Origin of the sequence: Nostoc sp. (assembly GCF_036919675.1) — a bacterium.
Taxonomy (GTDB): Bacteria; Cyanobacteriota; Cyanobacteriia; order Cyanobacteriales; family Nostocaceae; genus Nostoc.
The window spans coordinates 61,425-83,690 of the sequence record NZ_JBALCP010000034.1 but is presented as its reverse complement, the minus strand read 5'-3'; the positions used below and the strand labels follow the sequence as shown (position 1 = coordinate 83,690).

The window sequence follows — 22,266 nt, the reverse complement described above, 5'->3', positions numbered from 1 at the left end:
CAAGCTAAGAACATCGGGAGCCAGATGCACGGAAACGGGCACGTCTGGATCTAACTGAGAGGTGCAGGAGATAATACTCCCCATCGACTCAACCTTAATTGACTGAAATGGGTGATTCACACCCGAAAATCCCCGAATCGGGAAAGAGCAAGTCACGCCAGGGGATACCTGCTCGGTAACGATATATAGCGTTTCCTAAGCAACTGAGATACACCCAAATATTGTTTCACAAGGTTAGTAGCTTTGAAAATGTACCTCACCGGGTCGGGAACCGCTATAACACTGCTTCGATAAACAATCGATTGTGCTTTAGCGGTAACTCCCACATCGCCCTCTCACCCAGGTAGCAGGTCTTTGATTCTCTCCTACTGGTCATCACGCAAACGCGTATCGGCGCGTCATCGTTTTTTTGTTGTCTATTCTTCTTTAGCAGTTCTGATTTCAGTTTAAGTAATTGATGACACGCCCTAGCGCTGTTTTATTACTCTTGTTAGAGAATATTATAAGCCTTGTTTTTCCATGCTTGGTTACGAGCAAAGATTTTTTTTGGTTGATAAAACAAGGCTTTGAACAAGATTCAAGGTCAGCATCTTTTTTCTCTTGCCAGAGACATAAAAGAGCGCTAGTTACGATACTTCCCGTCTGTCGATGTTGTTTGAGTCATTTTTCAATAAAACTTAACGCGACTCAAAATTGCTTGGCTAGCAGCCTTTGAGAAATCTTCCCTTCAGCGTATGTCTCAACAATTTTCTGGCGTAGGTCAAGTGAGTATGCTTTTATTTCTATTGAAGGAAATACGATTGAGCTATTCTCTAGCTGTACCTCACTAGATCGGGAAACACTATATGTAAAATTTTGTAACGATAATTAAATTTTTGATGCATTTCTTTATATTATATATTTGCAAGTTTTGTTAATCAGTAATTATGCGTAAATAAACAAAGAACTTCTAAGCAAGACTCAATTAGTCTAGCGAAACATGCTAAAGTTGGGATTCAAATAGGATCACTAGCTGTCTAAAGTATTTATCGAGAAAGTAAAAAACGCTATGACTATTTCAATATTATCAAATCACTAACTTTTGCTCATGGATTAAGACTTCTTGCTTGTTTATTGTATAAACCAGTTGTTGATATTACATGTCCCAAATTAATATTATTATCTTGGGTGCTAAGTATGTTATTTATACTGGTATATATGCTGTAAATATTACTCTTGAATATCTGCACAAGCAGGAAAAAATAGTTCGTTCTTCTGCATTCATTATTTGTGAACCTTAAGATCATGAGCAGATTGCTAGCTTTATAAAAAAAGAAAAGTATTATATTGTATCTGGAACGGCGAATGCTAATTCATTAGGCAGATATCAACGTCAGCAAAACTTGAATCAACTTAATCAATTAGCTGTAACAGAAATTTTTATACCTTGGGATACTCTAAAAAACAGAATACTTTTATGCTTGATAGTTTTGGGAGAAATAGTATTCGAGAAAACAGACCCTGGCTGAGGTGAGTAGCTCCACTATTAGTCGTGTACTGAAACGTTTGGGATTACACCCGAAAAAAACATTCCATGCCACTCAAAAGCAGACAGAGCAAGTTCAAAACTTACGAAGAGATTACAAGAAACAAATAACCACCCTACGAGTAAAGGATTTGGTATTTGTGGATGAAGCTGTAGTCAATTTAGGAATGACTCGTCAATTTAGACGGGCATTATCAGCACAAACAGCTTATGGAACACGTCTTCAACAACGAGGTAAGAATGTGAGTCTTATAGCGGTTATCGATTGGATGATAACACCAAAATCCTTGCTGTCAAATCATTTCAGCAAAGTTTTTGTATCTCACTCAACTGCACACCGCTATATAAGTGCAATCGCATTGCGAGGTGTTATTGCTTCGACAGCTATTCTGGAGGCAACAGAACAGTGCCTTACGGAATATTTAGAGTCAGTAAGCGAGTATTATATATAACTCTTAATTTCAGCAAATTAACTTCATAGTACACACGTTCGTATCTGAGCCAAATGTTTACTGCTATAAGTAATTCCCTCTCAATGATGGTCAATCGGTTAGCACAAAGCATTACAGCCTTTGTATTAACCGCTGCTATTGCTAAGACTCTAGGAGTTGAGGCTTTAGGGCAGTATCTACTAGCGTATAGCTTCTACTATATGTTTATGGGCATTGCTTCACAAGGGCTAAAAGTATTGTTTACCAGAGAAATAGCCCGTGAACCAGAAAAAACATCTGTTTGTTTAATAAGTGGTAGCTGGTTGCAATTAATATTTAGTTTTTTCAGTTATGGGGCTTTGGTGATTGTAGTGTTTTTACTTCCCTATAGTTCTAAAACCTCGACTATTTGCTACATCATGGGCTTCACGATCATTCCTTTTGCACTTTCTAATATCACTGAGGCAATTTTTCAAGCTCAAGAAAAGATGCATCTGATTGCCATCGCTACAGTGCCAGTGTACATTGGACGCGTAATCATAATGATTTGGGCGATGCAACTGAAATATGGAATTGAATCTGTGGGGGCAATTCTATTTTTTTCAGAAACACTAATTTTGGTAATTGAATGGATTTTTATCACACAGTCAGTCAAAATCCAATGGCAGATTGATAGAATTTTTATATGGAATACAATTAAAAATGTACGGACATTTGTTGCTATTGAAGCAATGGCTGTAGTCAGTAGCAGAATGCAAATCTTGATTCTTTCATTGTTAGGAAATGAATTTTTAGTTGGTCTTTTTGGTGGAATAGGACAAGTGCTACAACCCTTTTGGATTATTGCCAACAGTATCAGTGTAGGAATGTTCCCGACACTCTCAAAAGCAGCAGATCAAGGACAGGAAAAGCAGCAGCAGATCACTGAAAGCTTTATTGAAATTATACTAGCTATGGGATTACCCTTATTCCTTGGATTGTTATTTTTTGGTAAAGATTTACTAGTTTTTATCTATACCCCTAGTTTTGCTCAAGGAAGTTTAGCTCTGAATATAACTGCTGTATCACTGCTTTTCTTGCCCTTCATACGCACACTGTGCAATCTACTTGTAGCCAATCATTTTGAGATAGTGAACCTGCGTGAAGTCTTTATTACAACTATATTATCAAGCTTGGTAGGTGTGGCATTAGTTCCGCAATATCATTTACTAGGTGCAGCTATAATGACATTGGTAATGACTGTTCTTGGCTTTAGCCAGTATGTTTACTTTACTTATACTCTCTTATTTCCATTACATTTTTGGCGAATTATTCGCCGTCCAGTTGTAATCGGCACTTTGATGCTAGTTATATTTTTAATTTTAAAAAATATTAATTTAGACTTTTTATTAACTCTGATTATTGCGACTTCCTTCTATTTTTTATTTGTTATTTTGATGAGTATTCATGTTTTAGGTGGAATTCATATTATCTGGGAAAAGTTTGTAAAAAAGGTAAAAAAGGGATGAAGTTTCAATGCTTGACCCTACTTATAAAATAGCAAATTTGCAAAATCTTAAAATAACTAAAGCAATTAATATTGAATATCTTCAACCACAAAAAGCAACAACCAAAAAATTAGCACCGATAAATGAAACTAACCAAACAATCCAGGGCAAACGTATCTAAAGTATAAAAACCATTTTTCTGCAAGAGTTCCAATCTTGAGCATCAAAGACTATTTTTTAATCAAGATTTTTATCCAGTAAGCATTTCAGAAATCACGTGCATTTACCCTGACGGATAAATCCGCTGCTCACAATAAGGATAAAAATCCCTGTTTTCCCTAAATAAACTTAGCAACTCTGAAACCGTAATCAATTACGAATTACGAACTATTCGGTCACTATGACCTCATATAATGAGCATTTAAGTTGTATAAAAGCAGGGCTGAAGCCGCTTACTAGAAGCGAATCATTCTACAAAAATGAATGACGATTAGCTTACCACACTGAACATTAATTTTTTTTACAATCACTTTGAAATAATTACTAGACCTACTAGTCTAAAAAATTGGAATGGTAATTATAAATTCAGAACCTTGTCCTAGCACAGAATTTACTTCTAGAGTTCCCTGATGTTTTTGAACAATTATTTGATAGGCAATTGATAATCCTAATCCTGTTCCTTTTCCCACAGGTTTGGTTGTGAATAAATGGTTAAACATTTTTTGCCGAACATTACCCGATATTCCTACACCATTATCTTGAATCCGAATCAATGCGTGATTTGTATCCTTAATTAGGGCAGTATGAATTGTAATTTTATTGGGATTTTGCTTAATTTCATTAAAACTAAGTCCAGAGTTAGACTCTTCTACAGCATCAATGGCATTTGCCAATAGATTCATAAATACCTGATTCAGTTGTCCTGGGAAGCATTCTACTAGAGGAAATTTACCGTAATCTTTAACTATTTGAATATCAGGACGAATCTTATTAGCTTTCAAACGATGCTTGAGAATTAGGAGAGTGCTGTTAATACCTTCATGAAGGTTAAAGAGAACTTTTTGTTCTGTATCTCCTCTAGAGAAAGTTCGCAAGCTGTTACTAATGTTACAAATGCGATCTGTACCTTCTTTCATCGAGGAAATGAGTTTAGGTAAATCCTCGCGCACATACTCCAAGTCAATCACTTGGATTCTTTCTTGAATTTCCTGAGATGCTTTGGGATAGGTTTGCTGATAGAGGTCGATGAGATGTAATAAATTCTGAATATACTCTTGAGCAGGAGCGAGATTACCTGCTATAAACCCAACTGGATTGTTAATTTCGTGAGCTACATCTGCGACAAGACTTCCCAAAGTAGACATTTTATTCTGCATTATGTGAAGATTAAGAAGCATCATTTCTAATTCATGGCTTCTTTCTTCTAACTTATTTTGATATTCCTTTAATTCATCAATTACTTTCCTAAGCAAACATTCTTTTTTTTTATTTGTTTCTTCGAGTTTTGTCCGGTCTGATTCAGAGCGCTCCAATTGTTTTTGAATAATTCTATTCGCTTTTTTTAGTTCCTTAATTTCTTGTTGATAATCTACAATTTCCATCAGATATTACCGATTTCCCAGAATTAAAGTGACAAAAGTTTCATTATGAAATTGCATCTGACTAATTCCCTCTATAGGAGCAATCTCTCCATAAGAATAAAATCCACAGGCAGGTAAATAGTCAGTCAGACAAAGTTTTATATTCTGGTACTCTTCTTTTGCTCTTGTACCAAGTATTTGCCGACGAGCTACACATGAAAAAAACAAAATAGCACTTGGTTCTGCACCTGGATAGTTATCTAAGGCATTCATGAATGATGTTTTAGAAGCCGCCAGAATATCTTCATAACCCGCTTCCGCAATTTTAATAACTGCTTGATCGGGAATATCTCCAAAAAAGGTAATGCTACCAGATTCCTGATTGTAAGCAATAGGTGCTCTGATATAAAAATTGTCTCCATTCTGATCAAACACTGCTAGTGGATATTCAATTGAAGGAGGAAGCAAACCTAAATAATGATGATAAAAATCTAAAGCTGGCTTACCATCTATTTCATAGACTATGTTCTTATCTACTTTAGTCACTTTGCTTATTTGACCGATGGGATGCCAACCACTTGTAACACCGTGGGAAAACAATATTGTGCCTGAAAAAAGTAGAATTGGTACAGAATCACTTAATACTTCTGTTTGAAAAAATTGATATGTATTTTGATATCTTGACTGATCGGCTGCCAAACCACCAAATATCGGCACATGTTGCCCAAGAGCTAGCTTTAAGCCATTCAATATAGAGACACCACTAGTTGTAAGACTCTCTGGATGAGTTAAGCATAGCTTTGGGGCTGCGGTACTTTTTGCTTTAGCTTGCTCCACAGCTTGTTTAGTTACAGTAACTGGATCACCTGAAACTTTGCGTCCAACTCCTGCATGAATTTCAACTTCGTCTGAGCAAAATAACATTAAGGTGATTGAGTCCTGCTGAAACTCTAAGACAGAAGAAATTTCTCCATCTGTTGTTCCACCAATCAACTCAATCCCCGGAAAAGCCTGATGAATTTGCTGCAAAATCAGGGAATGTTCAAAGTCAATTGCAGCAAAAATAATTCCAGCTTTTGGTATATTTCCTGCAAGAGAATTGGTACATTGCTGAAGAACTTCTTCAACTGCTGATAGAGAATCTGGATCGTTACTGTGACCTACTACTGCTTTGAACATAAATTTACCTATTACATTGATGAACGTGATTTGCTATGATTCTTAAATGGGAAGCTTGATAATAAACTCTGAACCTTGTCCTATTGCTGAATTTACCTCTAGAGTTCCTCCATGTTTTTCGACAACAATTTGACGGGCAATTGATAATCCTAATCCTGTACCTTCACCCACAGGCTTGGTGGTGAATAAATGGTCAAATATTTTTTGCTGGACATCAGCAGACATTCCCATGCCATTATCTTTAATGCGAATCAAAATATGATTTTTGTTTTCATTGAGGGTAGTCTGAATCAAAACTTGGTTGGGATTTGCTTCAATTTCAAAATAGGTGCGTCCTACATTAGACTCCTCTAAAGCATCAATGGCATTAGCTAATAAATTCATAAATACCTGATTTAGTTGTCCGAGAAAGCATTCTAATTCTGGCAAATTATCGTAATCTCTAATTACTTGAATATCGGGTCGATCCTCAGATGCTTTTAAGCGGTATTTGAGGATCATGATTGTGCTGTCTATGCCATCATGAATGTTGCAAGAAACTTTGCGATCGCTATCTGCTCGAGAAAAGGTTCTCAGACTAGTACTAATGTTGCGAATACGCTGAACACCCTCTTTCATTGAGGAAATTAAATTAGGTAGATCAGAAAGCATGTACTTCAAATCTATCGCTGCAATTTCCTCTTGAATTTCTGGAACCGGATTCGGATAGTGCAGCTGATAGAGATCAATGAGGTTAATCATGTCTTGGAAATATACTGAAGCGTGTCTGAGATTGCCATGAATGAAACCAACGGGATTATTAATTTCATGAGCAACTCCTGCTACTAATTGACCAAGGGCAGACATTTTTTCCGTCTGTACAAGCTGAAGTTGAGACTCTTGTAGGTCTTTTAATGCCCTAGACAACGCTGCTGTCCTTTCTGCAACTCGTTTTTCTAAAGTTTTTGTGAGATTTCGTAATTGAAGATGGGTTTTAATTCTAGCTAATAACTCTTCTTCATGAAAGGGTTTTGTAATGTAATCAACTGCCCCGATACTTAGACCAGTTACCTTACTATCTGTATCAGAATTGGCTGTCATAAAAATTACTGGGATATCACAAGTTGCTGAATTTTGTTTCAACTTTTTACAGGTTTCAAATCCATCTATTCCCGGCATCATCACATCTAATAAAATCAAATCAGGTAGGATAGATTCAGCCTGTTTAAGTGCTCTTTTACCATCCATTTCTGTAGCAACTTCAAAGCCTACATTAGTCAATATCTCAAAGACCATTTCTAAATTAGTAGTAGTATCATCTACAACTAAAATTAAACTATCTTCTGGTACATTCGGCATGTTTCTAACTTTCTTATAATTCATGTATTGAAATTAATTTAACTCCTTGTTACTTGTTCACTATTCACCCTGTGATCGCAGCTAAGTCACCTCTATTTTATTAGCAGACTGATTGATAAATTTCTAGTCTGACAATCCTATAGTTCCCAAAAACTCTGATAACAGCAACATTCTCACACTAAGTTGCCCTATGCGACCACAGAGGCAATCGCTACAGGGTGGAAATTAACCAGCAATCTGCACTTTCACCGAAGTTGAAGATCCTCTTTCATGAAGGCGATCGCTCTGATCTTAGTGATTATTACCCTTGTCTTTTTATAAAAATAGTGCTATTCCAGAATAATATTGTTGATACCACAAGTTAACTTTTTCAGTTAATCAAGAGTATTTATTATGAGTTCATACAACCATAACTATTTTTAAAAATAAATTATAATTCCGGAGAATTTCGGTTATTTTTCTAAAAAAATTGAACAATAAGTAGTTCAAAAGGAAAGGCTAACAGGCAATTCTGCTACAGTGACCCACGTTTAAAAACGCGGGATTTAAATGAACTATTACTACTAAATTTATCTGGTAAATATTTGCTCTTGCTGCTTTCGATCTGTGAACTAGCTATCAAGTTTTGATGCAAATTTTGGATGCGAAAGACTAAACAACAAAAAAGCCTGCCGTTCTCCTTAGCTTAAGAGCAAACTGCGGCAGGTTTAGTGGGTTTAGAACTGCTTTGCTAAACTGTCAACCTCTTCTCCTGCGAAGACGCTGCATAAAGGGGGAATTCAAAATTCAAAATTTATAGAGGCGCAGATAATTGCTAGTACAACATGGCGGAAATCCACCTACTATCTCAATTAACAATACTTGGAGCTTAACATGGGGCAAAATCCCTTGTTAAAGGTAGTCAAACTTCCGCCACAGTGTACTAGTTATTTTTCCCTGTTTTTGAATTTTGTTGTCAACCATGATTTATCAAAATAAGTGTTTTTGAACTAACCATTTTTATCCGCTTTTAATGGGACACCTGTTATTAGAGACTGGGTATTTTGGCTGTGATAATAATAACGAGCACAAATGCTACTTGATTTTTTGTTTAATAAAAGTCACAACCTGAGTTAGCTGTTTCTTCAAACCATCAATTTCTGCTTGCATTTTGACAATTTTCTCGTTCAACGCATTAATTTCTGTGTCAGAGACTCCTCCAGCGCTAGGAGTTGCGATCACAGTATTTGCTGCAGTAGGAGTTGCGATCGCAGTATTTACGACGCTAGGGGCTGCTACCGTACCATTGGTGACACCAGAAGTTGCATTTATGCCATTTTTTACAGTAATTTCTGCTGCTACTGGGACTAGTTCTGGGCGTGGCTGTTTCGCCTTGGTCATAGCTAACTTAATCGCACTAATTAGTTGCTTCTGATCAAAAGGCTTGCCCAGAAATTCAAAATATTCAAAAGGTTCTGTGATTTTCTCGGTCACCTCTTCCTTGCGACCAGACATGATCACCAAAGGAATTTTCCTTAACTCCGGATCGGCTTGAACTTTCTGGAAAACCTCCCAGCCACTCATTTTAGGCAACAGGAAATCCAGCATAATCAGGCTGAGTTTTTCCTGAAGGATGAAATTTAGTCCTTCCAAACCGTCTTTTGCTTCCAGTACCTCAAAATTGCCCGGAGGCAACATTTCTCGTACTTTTACCCTGACAACTGTAGTGTCATCGATAACTAAAATCTTGTTGCTTGCCACGACTGTTTGCTCTAACAGAAACTTTAAGTGTAAATAGCGGCCTTGCCGATTGTCCTTGAGAATTCTCCCACTATATACAAAATTTCTATGAATTGGGGGATAGTATATTTCGGTATAAATGACATTGCTAGAGGTGTTTTGCAAAACTTTTGCTTGCGCTCTTTTCAAATTGTGTCATGGTGATATTTAAGGCTTTAGCTTTGATCTAGGGCATAAGGGACATGAGGACATGAGGACACAAAGACATGGTGACTTCATTAAGAGCGTCCCTGCGTCTGGCGCTTCCTGCGTCTATTCTTATGCATCATTTGTTAATTGACAGACCACTACTCTATATCCGCATCTTGCTTGGATGTCTATGATTTCGTCACAACAAGCCGAACTAAAGTCTGAAATTACGGCAATGCCTAGCTGGTTACGTCGCCCTATTGGCAAAGCCAGTGAAATCTCTACCGTACAACGCATTATTAAGCAGCGCCAAATTCACACGATTTGTGAAGAAGGACGCTGTCCCAACCGGGGAGAGTGCTATGCCCAAAAAACTGCAACTTTCTTACTAATGGGGCCTACTTGCACACGCTCTTGTGCTTTCTGTCAAGTAGATAAAGGTCATGCACCAATGCCTGTTGATTTAGAGGAACCCCAAAAAGTAGCACAGGCGGTGCAGCTTTTGGGATTGCGTTATGTGGTGCTGACTTCTGTAGCCCGTGATGACTTGCCCGATCAGGGCGCAGTCCACTTTGTGAAGACGATCGCGACTATCCGCCAGTTGAACCCAGAGACTCAAATTGAAGTGCTGACCCCAGATTTTTGGGGTGGTGCTGGTGTTGGGGAGTCAGGTCAACGCCAGCGGATAGCCATTATTGTAAAAGCCAAACCAGCTTGTTTCAATCATAATATCGAGACAGTGCGACGGTTAACTGGGCCAGTGCGCCGGGGAGCCAAGTACGATCGCTCGCTTTTGGTACTGGCTGTGGTCAAAGAAATTGATCCGACAATTCCCACCAAATCAGGTTTGATGCTGGGACATGGAGAAACTACCGATGAAGTCGTCGAAGCAATGGCTGATCTAAGGGCTGTGGGGTGCGATCGCTTGACTCTTGGGCAGTATATGCGTCCTTCTCTAGAACATCTACCAGTCCAAAAATATTGGACTCCAGAGGAATTCGATCAACTCGGCAGATTAGCATGGGAAATGGGATTCAACCACGTTCGTTCTGGGCCTCTGGTTCGCAGTTCCTATCATGCTGGAGAGGAGGGAGTAGGGAGTGGGGAGTAGGAGGAGAAGAGGCGGGGAGCAGTGAGCAGAGGGAAAAGGAGGTAATTTTAATTCTCCCCCTTGCCCCCTGCGCCCTACCCCTCTGCCTCTTCCCATGCCCAATTCCCAACTTCACACAAATATTCTTAAAGAATTTGGATATTTGGTACACCAGTTTGGTATTTCTTAAAAAGTCCTGACATTAGGAGAACCGCATTATGACTGCTAAAGCTAAGAATTCCCCAGTTGCCGACAGTGGAGCTAAACCTCCCTACGCCTTTCGCACAGGCTGGGCACTGCTGTTGTTAGCTATCAATTTCTTGGTAGCAGCCTACTATTTCCACATTATTCAATAGTTAGAAGTGGAGTGGTGCTGCTCAAATCGTTCCTTTGAATAAACCTTTGGGACGAATGAGCAGCACCAAAATCATGATCAACAGTGCTACACCTTGTTTGTACTGTGAACCCAGCCAAGGGGTGCTGACTTCTTGGACGATACCAATGATAAAAGCTGCTGCGATCGCACCGTAAGGGTTGCCAATGCCACCAAGAATCACTGAGGCAAATAACGGTAAAATTAAAAACCATCCCATATTCGGGCGCACGGCTGTAATTAACCCATACATACTGCCGCCTAATGACGTAAGAGTGCCGGCAATTAGCCAAGTCCAGAAAATTACTCGGTCAACATTGATACCTGAAACCCTGGCTAAGTCCAGATCGTCAGCAACTGCTCGCATCGCCTTACCAATTTTGGTATTTTGCAGCAGGTAATGCAGCGCCAAAATTGCTAGCACCGCCAACCCCAATACCAATAATTGATTTTGCGGTATCTTTAAACCCAAAATATCTAAAGCTGGGGTAACAGGTAAATCATAATTTTGGTTCTTGCCACCCCAGATAAAAATAATCCCATTGCGAAGAAATAAGGCAAGCCCGATAGAAATAATAATCAGCGTAGTGGAAGTAGCACGAATAGAGCGCATCTTTGACCAGAGTAACTTTTCCGATAACAGCATTGCTGCTACTGTTCCCGCCGCCGCCAGGATCATCGACAGCCAAATATTGACTCCAATAGTGTTTATCAGCCAGGTTAGATAGGCTCCCAAAGTTAGAAAGTCACCATGAGCAAAGTTAGATAGCCGTAAAATTCCATAGGTAAGAGTGAGTCCAACTGCGGCTAGAGCAATAATGCTCCCTACCGCAATCCCATTAACGATTAGTTGGGCGAATTGTGTATCCATAAGCCTTAAGTTGCTTTAAAAAATTTTAGGTCAGTGATTCATATAATAATTTTTTTGGTCTAGCTGCTAAATTCGACATCGTTCGACATCATAAGTTATGGTTGATAACAACATAAGTTATGGTTTATAAATAAAAAAGAATTGTCCGCTAATATACAGAGAATCCTGTTCGGATTTTTATGCGAAGCTAAACTTGTTCAGCGGTCTAGTTGACCATGCAGCAGTATTCAAGCTTACCAGACCAGAACTCACAGATAGATGCAAGGCCAAAACTTTTGACAATAATTCAGCAACTTCGCGCCAAGTTGTGGCTGGAGAGCAGCTTGAACCAGTTGCAAAGTTGCCTTAATGATTGCCTGCTTTCTGCTTGTAACACTGTCCGACCGGCAGGAGCCGCAGAAGCAGAAATTTTTCAAACTGTGGTTAAAGAGATTAACAGTGCTGTGGACAGCAGTAATGTGGCGTTTACGCATTGTGCCGTAGGCATTGCTCTGTTTCAAGGACAAGAAACTGTTGCCACAGTTTGCTATGTTTCTTGTTCTCCATCCCCAAACTCACAACCTCCATTTCTAGAAGTGCTAACAGCAGAAAAAAAGCTGCTGTTGAGGTTGCAAGAGGTTATAGAACTCGAAGATTTACAGCAGCTTGAGAATCAACAACCACCGAGCGCTTGGCGGTTAGCTGATGATTCTGACAACGTCATGGGCTGGCTAATTATCGCCGCAGCGCCCCTAAGCTCTGATCGTGAGTCGCTCATAGAATTACAAGCTCAACTCAGATCACAATTGATGGCAAGGTCTGCCAAGCACTGTACTACAGCCTTGGTACAACTTAGACACATCCTATCTTGGCAGCAGCGGTATCAACAGTTCAGTAACTCTAATCAAGAATTGGAGCGCACCAATCAACTCAAAAATCAGTTTCTGGCAAACACCAGCCACGAAATTCGCACACCGCTTGGTTCTATTATTGGGTTTACCCACCTGCTTTTAGCCCAAGGGTACCAACCAACCAAAGAACGTCAGCAAGAGTATTTAAATATCATTCAGTCTAGCGGCAAGCACTTGCTAGCTCTGATTAATGATATTTTGGACCTGTCTAAAATTGAAGCAAATCAGATGGAAGTGGTATGGGAAACGGTAGATGTACCACTGTTGTGTATCAATGTTTTGGCACTGGTAAAAGAGAAAGCCGCTAATAAGGGTTTGAGACTGTGCCTAGAACTTGAACCTGATATTACAACCCTAGTAGCCGACTCCTTACGACTCAAGCAAATGCTGTTGAATTTACTCTTTAACGCCCTAAAGTTTACTAGTAAAGGAAGTGTTGGCTTACAAGTTGCTCCCAAAGGTGTATTTGTGCATTTTACAGTTTGGGATACTGGCACTGGCATTTCCCAACAAGACCAGGCTCAACTGTTTGAACCCTATTTCCAAATTGCCAAGGCTGTTGCTGGTGGTGTTGAAGGTACAGGTTTGGGTTTAGCAGTGACTCGCAAACTTGCCGAAATTCATGGTGGTTCCGTGAAAGTGGAATCTGAAGTAGATCGCGGCTCCCGTTTTATCCTCATACTTCCCCTTAAGCAAGAGACGGGAGTGGGAGGAGATGAGGGAGATGAGGGAGCAGGGGGAGCAGGGGGAGTACAGGGAGCAAAATACTCCTCATCTCCTTTGTTTTTCACCCCTAGTTCCTCTGTAGACATTTTGCTGGTAGAAAATGACTTACCCAACGCTGATTTGATGCAAATTTATCTGCATCAATTGGGATATCAGGTGACTTGGGTTAAGAATGCTGCCCAGATGTGGGAAGCTCTAACACAATTAGACCCAGTGGTGATTTTAATGGATGTTTGTCTGGCAGATGCAAATGGTCTTAACTTGGTACAGCAACTGCGAGAAAATCTGCAATATCGGACGATTCCAATAATTGTTCAAACAGCAATGGCGATGAAAGGCGATCGCGAAACTTGTCTAGAAGCTGGAGTAAATGACTATATTTCTAAACCGATTGATTTACCACTTTTAGCCAGTCTGGTGGCCAAGTACAGCAAAGCATCAACCGAGGTTGATGGGGAGATAGAGTAAAAAACATCTCAATAAATATACTTAGCAATTAAAATCGCAGTTATCTATATTTATGTAGCCGTTCGCTTCTAGTCTGGTAAAGAACATATTATTCCCTGAATTTATGGATTAGGATAGACTATTTTTGTTTGCTTCATGGACCAAGAATATGGTTATTAAAACTACATTTTACACCTCTAAATATTACATAGATTGCACTGAGATACTGATATCCGCTGATAATTTGGGATAATTTCGGACTTACGCACTTTACAAACTCACCCTAATGTCTATTACGCAAGATGTCCGTTTCTGGCTCTGCTCACAACCCTGATTTAGTCGGATATTTACTGTGTTGGGTGTTAGATATGGCTCAAAAGCCCAAATGTATAGTACATATGTATGATGCGTAAGTCCGATAATTATCTGTGTTTAGCTGCTCTGGAAAATTCCACATCCTCGGAATTTGTGCCTAGAATGGAATTTGTTGGGTGCTATAGGGTTTGGGCAGGATTGGGAAATGATGCTGACAGAAAAATTTGAGCAATTAAGAGCCTTATTTATAGAAATGGAGCAGGCGTTGATTGCTTACTCTGGGGGCGTTGATAGCACTTTGGTTGCCAAAATTGCTTATGATGCGCTGGGCGATCGCGCTTTGGCTGTCACGGCTGTTTCTCCTTCGCTGTTGCCAGAAGAGTTGGAAGATGCCAAAATTCAAGCTGCAACTATTGGGATTCCTCATAAAATTGTCCAGACTCACGAGATGGAAAATCCCAATTACACTTCTAACCCTGTCAACCGCTGTTATTTTTGCAAAAGTGAGTTGCACGACACTCTCAAACCTTTAGCTTTAGAGTTGGGTTATCCCTATGTAGTGGATGGGGTAAATGCCGATGATTTGCATGATTATCGCCCAGGAATTCAGGCGGCAAAAGAAAGAGGGGCGCGATCGCCTTTAGCAGAAGTGGGTGTTACCAAAGTTGAAGTTCGGCAACTTTCGCAACAACTCGGTTTACCTTGGTGGGAAAAACCCGCTCAACCGTGCCTCAGTTCTCGTTTTCCTTATGGTGAAGAGATTACTGTAGCTAAGTTACAACGAGTTGGTAGAGCAGAAATTTTCCTGCGAAAGCTAGGTTGGCAGAATTTGCGCGTGCGATCACAAGGGGATACAGCACGGATTGAATTACCCGCAGAACAAATTAAAGAGTTTGTGTTGACTAACGATTTACAGAAAGTAGTTTCGGCATTTCAGGATTTTGGATTTATCTACGTAACCCTGGATTTAGAAGGTTATCGCAGTGGTAAGTTGAATCAGGTTTTGAATCGGGAAGCCTTGAGCGTTAAATTATAAGATTTTGGTTCTATAGAGATAGAATTTATACTTCTTTACCTTCTAGAGAAACTAGAAAGCAACCGTTAATCCTCCAGGTATTATCTGGCTGTTTTTCCATAAAATATAAAGCTCTCAAGGGAACTCCATCAGGAGCAAGTAGCAACACTGGTTGAGTTATGTTTCCCTGCATGGTTGTTATCTTCTCAAAAAAGACAGAACGAGGACGGTATACTGCTGGGTAGCTTATCTTCACCATCTGCATAAAATTTTCTGGGGTTCCAAATTGCGCCTGAATTGCCGGACTGGCGAAGGCAAAAGCACCTTGGGCATCATCCTTTTTAAAGGCTGCCAATTGGTGTTCAATTAGAGAACGGATGGTGATGGCATCGTTGTCGGTAACTTCCATAAAAAATCTAAAATTGCGTAGGCGCAGTCCGTCGTAGACATCGCTCCAAGCGTCGGCGTAGTGAGCCGCTCAATTTTGGCGCTGAGTGAGCTTGTATTCTATCTGCTGTAGTGCCGAGCGCCACACATCATAACCCTCTTGAGACAGGTGCAACCCATCTGTAGTCAACTCTGGGCGCAAATTGCCTTCCATATCCGTAAACCAGCTATAAATATTTAGATAATTAGCGCCTTCTTGTTTGGCAATCTGGGTTAGTTGTATATTAATGTGACGAATGCGGCTATTGGAAAGTTTTGCTAGGCGAGTAGGCAAAATTGATTGGACAATGATTTGAGCTTTTGGGTGAGCCTGCCGTAAACGACGGATAATCCGGCGATAATTACGCAAAATTGTGTCATCACTAGCGCCTTTTCGTAAGTCGTTAATCCCAGCCATGACGTAAATCACATCCGGCCGCGTTGCCGAAAATGCCCCCAATCTTTTTAAAACTCCACTGGAAGTATCTCCAGATATGCCTTGATTCAGCCACAATTTCCCAGCAGGTAGTTTTTCTCTAGGAAACCACATGCTCAAAGAATCACCCACTAAGATACTTAGATGATTTGCACCTTGACCTTGAGCGATCGCTCTAGCTTCTAAAGCTAGTAAACTTTTCCAGTCATCATAAGTTAGTTGACGCTTCTTGATCGACTCCCACAATGATTGCAAATTATCATTATCTACACGTGTATAAATCTGACCTGTTTTCAGAGCCGCCAATCTTTGGTAGTAAAGTTGATTACCAGATGTCAGTGAGATACCAGTTGCTTGGGCGCTGGGGTTGACTAATGATTCTGTTGGGACTGGTAATCCCTGACTACTCAGTTCTGGTAAGGAAAGATCAAAGCTCTTGATATTTTTCTCACCTGTTGTTGGCTGCGAACTTTTTAGGGGTTGGAACGTTTGGCCACTGAGTTCTGGTAAGGGGAGATCAACACTGGGGATGATTTGTCTACTTACTATTGTCTGCGAGCCTTGTTTTAAATCCCACAGGAATCCAGAATTTTCTGGCAGGACAATCGACAAATGTGGAAGAGCCGATGCTGGTATTGCTAATCCTGTTAACAAGCCTATTGCCAACAGATAAGGATCCCTCATCGCTTTGTCTCTCCTCTACTCACTGCTTTTCCCTATGACAGCATTAGTTGCCTGTATTCAGGAAAATTTTACTTCGGTTAAGTATTATTCTTATTTACACTGTATAGTTCTGTAAAGCCTATTAACGAGATTATATTAGACAATTCACGATCTCTTTAAAGTACGGTTTTTTCGGTGGTATACAAGTCTTATTTGTGAGGATACTTCTAATAAAAGCACTATTTTCACAAGCTGACCATTTTTTATAACCAGTGGTCACAAATATTGCAAGTGGATGTAAACTCGGTCATTAGTGGATAATTTTTGATTATCTCAGGAAAGAGTTTTTTGCTTTTGATGTTGCTACTATAGGAAATAACCATTTGATTTCAGGTTTCCATATCTCAGGATATTGTGGCGATCGCATGATAGTTTGCTAAACTGCTAGGCGATGTCTGACGACAAAGCGCTTCTCGTCTACGCTTTTTAATTTCTCATATAAAATTGAGCGGTGCAAATGCATCAGTTATCAAATATGAGATTATTAAAGATTCGAGAATTAGCAGAAGAGAAAGCATGGACACTAAAAGAAATTTCTGATCATTATGGGGTAATTAACAGCACAGTTAGAAGTTATACCCGTCGATTAGGAATGACAACAGTTGACTTTACTGCTATCCACAGATTAGCTCACACCTTTGATGTGACGATTGAAGACTTAGTGGAAATTCTAGAGGAATAGGCAAAAGTTTAACTGTTGAGGATGTTCATAAGCTAATGAGCATTTAAGTTGCATAAAACCAGGGTTAGAGCCGCTTACTACAAGCGAATCAGTCTGGAAAAATGAATGACGATTAGCTTATCATACGATGATGTGCCCTTAATGAGCAAGTAAAAGGTTAGTTCTACTGAGAGTTCGAGAACTTGCTCAAAAAAAGGTTAGACTCTCAAATTGGTTTGAGAGAATTCTGGAGTAATCTACAGCGCTGTTAAACACTATACATGTTACGCTGAGATGAAAAAAGTTAAATTTGTTTACATCCAAAAGTTGCCTCTTACCTTTGATGCGATAATTAAAGATTTGATGCAGATTGTCCAGTAGTAGAAAAATTCCCTGTATTTCTATTGTAATTATATATATACATAATTGAAAATTTATGTTTGCTCATTGAAGTATGAGTTTAAACACATTTAAATTAAGTTTTAACTATAGAAAATAACTTCATTGGAAGTGCTAAGATTTAGGCTGAATCATTAGTGTTTTCCTTTTCTTCCGTGGCTAGAGCTAGTACAGCGATTGGTGTCAGTCCCATTATTAAAGAGATTGTGCAAAAACAGGCACATTCAACACGTTTGACCCTGAAAGAAGTTATTCTCATGGGGATGTTAGCAATTGACAAACTAGATGATCAAGGTCGTCAAGAGCTTGCAGATCAAGTTCATCAAATGCAGGTGAATGGAGAAATTTGAGTGAGTAGTTATGAATTACGAGTTATAAATTATATGTTTTAACTCCTCAGTCCTGACTCTTTACTTAATTTGCTTATTGGCTAAATCGATAACGACTTCCCGTTACATAATCTTCATTAATTTCAAAAGATATCCATTGGCGTTGCAGAGTTTCAGCAACAAACCCGGTTGTGTTAGAACCTGCAAATGGATCTAAAACCATATCATCTTCATCAGTTAAGAATTTGATGAAGAACTCGGCGAACCCTTGAGGAAAACGTGCTGGATGGGGTCTAATTTCTGCTGCTTTGCAGCGTTGTAAATAAGCGCTATTAGATTCAGTATTAGCAATTTCTAGCAAATTTGGCGGAATCGCACCTTGGTTATCCTTTTGAAATTTATCAGAAATATTATGTCCACTAGGACGTATTTTGGCCTTATAGCCATTTTTGAGTAATTGTTTCATACTTTGGCTATAAGGCTTTAAAACTTTTCTGTTATCTGCTTTAGGATTAGGTGTTTTAGACAACCACCAAACTGTATTTACAGAATCTTTCACACGAATCCGCCTGATTGTCACCCACTCAGCAGGGGCTGGCAGTCGAGCCGGATTATAGTGGTAAAATTCTTGAGCAAGAAAGAAACCTACTTCTTTGCATAATCTAACTAAAAGTTCGTATTGGTAGATACTCCGCACAGGATTACCAGGAAGGTAAGCACCGCCTAAATCTAGTACGAATGAGCCATTATCTGCCAGTACTCTTTTAAATTCATAGGCAAAAGGTAGAAACCACTCGATATATTTTTCAGCAGTTTCATTACCGTATTCTTTTTTTCGTGTCAGAGCAAATGGAGGTGATGTGATAATTAAATTAATACTATTATCATCAATAAATTTAATAAGTTTCAGGCTATCACCTAAATATGCTGCTCCGTTCGGCTGGGTATAAGAGGGATCAAAAATTATTTCTTTTGCTGGCGTTATTGGTTTTTCTTGCAAGAGTGATAAAATTATTTCGTTTTTTATAGTTATAACTTGTTTTGGTATTATCCAACTATTTAATTTTAAAAGTTATTTTTTTAACACAGAGGAACATAGAGGAAAGCGCAAAGTTACGCAGAGGAGTACATTAACTTTCGGCACGCTTTGCGATCGCGTAGCGTCTCCGACACATGACATATAGTTGGGTTTTGAGTAATGCGTTCTTGCCAGTTGGTAATTGTCTCGCAACGTGGGTTGGTACTTTATTGGAATTAGTATATATAGCTATTTTTTTAAATTCCTCTTCTAAAACATCACCTTGACAGATTTCATAGCCAAGCATTTTATATACTTCTTGAAAGGCTTCAAGCGTTTCTTCTCTACGAATACCGGGTGGCCAGTAGTATTGATGTTAAATATCTGGCCACCATCATGTTTCATCATCTTCTGCTGCCCAAGCAATACAGTTGTAATCAATTGTATCTGGACTGGTAAGTTTGTATCCATAGACAGTGAGGTTAGGATAATCACGCTCAATTTTTTCTGTGACAAACTTAACCCAAGCGTTATTATCTACCACCTGTAGCCTCTTTGCTTACCCCACTCTAGCCAAGCTTTAGTCATCTCTTTTACCTTTCCCCTATATTCTGGAGGAACAGGATCTTCTCTGCTGATGGATTTTAATGCCCAGAACCAGTGTCCAGATTTCTTTTCAAGCTCCCTAAGTAAAAGTGGGATTACAGCATTTCCCATACCAATAATTTGCTGGTATGCAGGGTGCATCGACATTTGGTTAGTAGATGATATCCCAAAAGTTTCTTCACGCCATTGCTTAACAAGCGCTGTAAAGGTAGCTTCTATTTCTGAGTTTTGCAGTTCTTCCATATTGCTGCTGATCACTAAGTTAATTTTAGGCGTAGGCGTAGCCCGTCGTAGACATCGCTTTCTTTTTAAATAAGTTCTCCATCTTTTAGTAAGTATATATCTGGTTCATCGTTAAGAATTTGAAAGACTCTACCAGTCTGGGCAAGTAGCATTAGATCACCAGTTGAAGGCTCTGATAAATCGAAAAACAGTTTTTCTTCCAATAGCGATCGCTCCTCATCAGAGAGAGATAAGATAGCTTGTATGAGAGATTCTACTAGTTTAATGTTCATTATTAGAAAGATTATCTATATCTATGTTATAAATAAACTTAGCTCTAATTTTATTTAGTTTCCTATTTTTTGCTAAACTGCGAATAGCTTGTTCTAACTTTTGCGATGCAGGTAAACCCAGATCTAAAAATTGTCTCACCATTAAATATAGATCAGGATGACCTTCTTGAAGCCATTGACAATATTCATCAATAGTAGAGTTATTTAGAAATTCAATATCTACTTTCAACCAAGGCGATATTGACTGGGTATTACTATTAATTATTTTTCTCAAAGCTATAGTAATATCTAGGGTTTGCTGATATTGATTTTTTTTCTCTTCTAGATATGCTTCTAAATCAGGATATTTACGCAATTTAGCTCTAAAAACATTTAAATCATTGAAATAATGTGGTTCTAAAGTTTTTAGCATATATTCTAATAAAGATTTTTCATAGCGAGAAATATCCAATTCTATAACTGAGGCAAATTTTTCAATTTGCTCAAATTGCGAAATACTCAAATAAAAATTATTTTCTTCCAGGAAAGTAATAATTTCATTAATAATCTGTTGTTCAGAATCTCCAAAGGAACTATAGTATGGCTTTCCAAGACTACGAATTTTTTCAATAATTGAAACTCCTTGTTCTCTTTGATTGAGAATCTCACCTATTTTAATAAATTCAGATTCAGCAGATATAGATAACGAGGTTTCAACCGACTGAATTATAAGTTTATCAAGCTCTAAAGGAGTATACCCCAGAAGTAAAGTTTGTTGTATCAATTGTATTCTTTTGTCAGAAGTTTCCTGATCCTTGTATTGATATTTTGAAGAGTCTATTAAGGATAATATAGCGCCGATACTAATAGCAAAACGCTGAAAAAATCCAGTATCGAGTTTTGCTAAATTAATAACAATACTATTTCTTATAACTTGATTACGTAAACTAGGCTGCCAATCCTTCATTAAGGGAATAAGCTCATCAATAAGCCATTTAGTTTTGCGTATAACGCGAATATTATTTGTACCAGCATTTATAAATACTGATTTAATTACTTCTATATCAGGATTATCTTTAAATATGAAATCCAAGTTCTCTTCTACTGTTGGATCAAGCTTAAATTCTCTATCAATTACTTTCTGTCGATAATGCTCTAAGGCTTTTTTTGATGCTGCATCTTCTAAGAGAATATCTTCATTATCAATTAAAATAATTTTACATTTTAGTTCTTGAACTAGATACTCAACAAACCCAAGTAACTCATCTAGCGGAAACTTGGATTTACTTTCAAGGTCATCAATGCATATAATTGAGTTTTTAATGCCATTAAAAAGTATGTTAAGCGCTAAATCACCAGCCATAGAAATTAATGATCCTACCACTGGAATGGAAGTTTGCCCTGGTAGCGGTAAGTCTATTTTTGTTGTTCGCTGTAATCTCTCAGAGTTGCGATGAAACCCTTCAAAAATATTAGCTAAAAATTCATTGGCAGAATTACTACCTGCTTGATTCTTATTATTTGCTAATATCCGTGATTTCAGTTGTTCAATTGAAGAAATACCAAAGACAGAACCATAATAATAATATTCTCCCTTATGTTTATATAAAAAACTCTGTACTAGATGGGTTTTTCCAACACCCAAATTTCCCTTGACTGCTAAAACCTTATAATTTTCATTATCCAAGAATTTTTTAAGAATATTTTCTGCTTCTTCTCGACTAACTCCAGAATTTGCTTTATTTATATTTTCAGTCATAACCGCCTTTAAACTGCATTTATAAAAGTAACCATTTTGCTAATCCCTTAATTCTTCTATTTTAAAAACGTGGATGTAAGGGTTCAGTTAGAACCAAAAAGCTTAAGCTACCATTCTCCTTAACTGAACCGTATTTGGGTTATCTGTCATATTGTATTGTGTTAAATCCAAATTTTGGCCACCTTTATATTTATCCAACAAAAAATCCCCCACCTTTCGGCAGGGGATTTTTATTACTTA

At 38.5% G+C, this 22,266-nt stretch carries 20 protein-coding genes and 1 pseudogene; 9 read left to right on the top strand and 12 right to left on the bottom strand.

Annotation, left to right across the window (positions count from 1 at the left end):
* The first annotated feature begins 1,509 nt into the window (after window positions 1–1,509).
* Genes V7K49_RS05910 through V7K49_RS05900 form a run of 3 tightly spaced genes read left to right on the top strand, consistent with a single transcriptional unit; the run spans window position 1,510 to window position 3,624 of the window.
* Window positions 1,510–1,977 (top strand): hypothetical protein, encoded by a 468-nt coding sequence (locus V7K49_RS05910; RefSeq protein WP_335204863.1) that lies wholly within the window; start codon window positions 1,510–1,512, stop codon window positions 1,975–1,977.
* A 53-nt stretch (window positions 1,978–2,030) separates the two neighbouring features.
* On the top strand, window positions 2,031–3,464 hold the full coding sequence (locus V7K49_RS05905) for an oligosaccharide flippase family protein (RefSeq protein WP_335204862.1): 1,434 nt from the start codon (window positions 2,031–2,033) through the stop codon (window positions 3,462–3,464).
* Between the two features lie 7 nt (window positions 3,465–3,471).
* Window positions 3,472–3,624: a hypothetical protein gene (locus V7K49_RS05900; RefSeq protein WP_335204861.1), complete on the top strand. Its 153-nt coding sequence runs from the start codon at window positions 3,472–3,474 to the stop codon at window positions 3,622–3,624.
* 376 nt (window positions 3,625–4,000) lie between these two features.
* On the opposite strand, the gene V7K49_RS05895 is transcribed toward V7K49_RS05900, so the two are convergent.
* The 4 genes from V7K49_RS05895 to V7K49_RS05880 form a co-directional block, all read right to left on the bottom strand.
* The gene (locus tag V7K49_RS05895; protein WP_335204860.1) at window positions 4,001–5,044 is read right to left on the bottom strand and encodes a sensor histidine kinase; all 1,044 of its coding nucleotides are present in this window, start codon (window positions 5,042–5,044) and stop codon (window positions 4,001–4,003) included.
* Window positions 5,045–5,050: 6 nt separating this feature from the next.
* The gene (locus tag V7K49_RS05890) at window positions 5,051–6,202 is read right to left on the bottom strand and encodes an FIST signal transduction protein (RefSeq protein WP_335204859.1); all 1,152 of its coding nucleotides are present in this window, start codon (window positions 6,200–6,202) and stop codon (window positions 5,051–5,053) included.
* Between the two features lie 42 nt (window positions 6,203–6,244).
* On the bottom strand, window positions 6,245–7,540 hold the full coding sequence (locus tag V7K49_RS05885) for a hybrid sensor histidine kinase/response regulator (RefSeq protein ID WP_335204858.1): 1,296 nt from the start codon (window positions 7,538–7,540) through the stop codon (window positions 6,245–6,247).
* Between the two features lie 1,074 nt (window positions 7,541–8,614).
* A complete protein-coding gene (locus V7K49_RS05880; RefSeq protein WP_335204867.1) occupies window positions 8,615–9,280 on the bottom strand; it encodes a response regulator in 666 nt (221 codons plus the stop codon).
* Between the two features lie 358 nt (window positions 9,281–9,638).
* On the opposite strand from V7K49_RS05880, the gene lipA reads away from it, so the two are divergent.
* On the top strand, window positions 9,639–10,559 hold the full coding sequence (gene lipA, locus V7K49_RS05875) for a lipoyl synthase (protein ID WP_335204866.1): 921 nt from the start codon (window positions 9,639–9,641) through the stop codon (window positions 10,557–10,559).
* Between the two features lie 197 nt (window positions 10,560–10,756).
* Window positions 10,757–10,894, top strand: coding sequence for a photosystem I protein PsaX (locus tag V7K49_RS05870; protein ID WP_104907558.1), 138 nt, complete (start codon window positions 10,757–10,759; stop codon window positions 10,892–10,894).
* A gap of 21 nt (window positions 10,895–10,915) precedes the next feature.
* Here the strand turns inward: V7K49_RS05870 and V7K49_RS05865 are convergent, their stop codons facing one another.
* Complete coding sequence (locus tag V7K49_RS05865) at window positions 10,916–11,782, bottom strand: branched-chain amino acid ABC transporter permease (protein ID WP_273763891.1); 867 nt, start codon at window positions 11,780–11,782, stop codon at window positions 10,916–10,918.
* 215 nt (window positions 11,783–11,997) lie between these two features.
* On the opposite strand from V7K49_RS05865, the gene hrmK reads away from it, so the two are divergent.
* Together hrmK and larE are read left to right on the top strand one after the other, a co-directional pair.
* Window positions 11,998–13,866: a hybrid histidine kinase/response regulator HrmK gene (gene hrmK / locus V7K49_RS05860; RefSeq protein WP_335204857.1), complete on the top strand. Its 1,869-nt coding sequence runs from the start codon at window positions 11,998–12,000 to the stop codon at window positions 13,864–13,866.
* Between the two features lie 502 nt (window positions 13,867–14,368).
* A complete protein-coding gene (gene larE, locus V7K49_RS05855; protein ID WP_335130243.1) occupies window positions 14,369–15,196 on the top strand; it encodes an ATP-dependent sacrificial sulfur transferase LarE in 828 nt (275 codons plus the stop codon).
* Window positions 15,197–15,221: 25 nt separating this feature from the next.
* Here larE and V7K49_RS05850 read toward each other — a convergent pair whose 3' ends face one another.
* Both V7K49_RS05850 and V7K49_RS05845 read right to left on the bottom strand, forming a co-directional pair.
* Window positions 15,222–15,584 carry a DUF4864 domain-containing protein gene (locus V7K49_RS05850; RefSeq protein ID WP_335204855.1) on the bottom strand — a complete coding sequence of 121 codons (363 nt, stop codon included), beginning with the start codon at window positions 15,582–15,584 and terminating at the stop codon, window positions 15,222–15,224.
* Between the two features lie 69 nt (window positions 15,585–15,653).
* Window positions 15,654–16,721 (bottom strand): SGNH/GDSL hydrolase family protein, encoded by a 1,068-nt coding sequence (locus V7K49_RS05845; RefSeq protein WP_335204854.1) that lies wholly within the window; start codon window positions 16,719–16,721, stop codon window positions 15,654–15,656.
* Between the two features lie 496 nt (window positions 16,722–17,217).
* Between V7K49_RS05845 and V7K49_RS05840 the strand changes: the two genes are divergently transcribed.
* Together V7K49_RS05840 and V7K49_RS05835 are read left to right on the top strand one after the other, a co-directional pair.
* On the top strand, window positions 17,218–17,442 hold the full coding sequence (locus V7K49_RS05840) for a helix-turn-helix domain-containing protein (protein ID WP_335204853.1): 225 nt from the start codon (window positions 17,218–17,220) through the stop codon (window positions 17,440–17,442).
* Window positions 17,443–17,957: 515 nt separating this feature from the next.
* Entirely contained in the window at window positions 17,958–18,170 is a 213-nt protein-coding gene (locus V7K49_RS05835) for a hypothetical protein (protein ID WP_190728355.1), read from the top strand.
* A 73-nt stretch (window positions 18,171–18,243) separates the two neighbouring features.
* Here V7K49_RS05835 and V7K49_RS05830 read toward each other — a convergent pair whose 3' ends face one another.
* The 5 genes and pseudogenes from V7K49_RS05830 to V7K49_RS05805 all read right to left on the bottom strand — a co-directional run bounded on the left by V7K49_RS05830 (window position 18,244) and on the right by V7K49_RS05805 (window position 22,026).
* Window positions 18,244–19,149, bottom strand: a complete 906-nt coding sequence (locus V7K49_RS05830; protein ID WP_334871360.1) for a DNA-methyltransferase — start codon at window positions 19,147–19,149, stop codon at window positions 18,244–18,246.
* Window positions 19,150–19,279: 130 nt separating this feature from the next.
* Window positions 19,280–19,711 (bottom strand): annotated as a pseudogene (locus V7K49_RS34545) (DUF7689 domain-containing protein).
* Window positions 19,705–20,016: a hypothetical protein gene (locus V7K49_RS05815; protein WP_335204852.1), complete on the bottom strand. Its 312-nt coding sequence runs from the start codon at window positions 20,014–20,016 to the stop codon at window positions 19,705–19,707. Before V7K49_RS05815 ends, V7K49_RS34545 begins: the two are co-directional and overlap by 7 nt.
* 65 nt (window positions 20,017–20,081) lie before the next feature.
* The gene (locus V7K49_RS05810) at window positions 20,082–20,288 is read right to left on the bottom strand and encodes a hypothetical protein (protein ID WP_334871364.1); all 207 of its coding nucleotides are present in this window, start codon (window positions 20,286–20,288) and stop codon (window positions 20,082–20,084) included.
* Entirely contained in the window at window positions 20,278–22,026 is a 1,749-nt protein-coding gene (locus tag V7K49_RS05805) for a hypothetical protein (protein WP_335204851.1), read from the bottom strand. Before V7K49_RS05805 ends, V7K49_RS05810 begins: the two co-directional genes overlap by 11 nt.
* Between the last annotated feature and the right edge of the window lie 240 nt (window positions 22,027–22,266).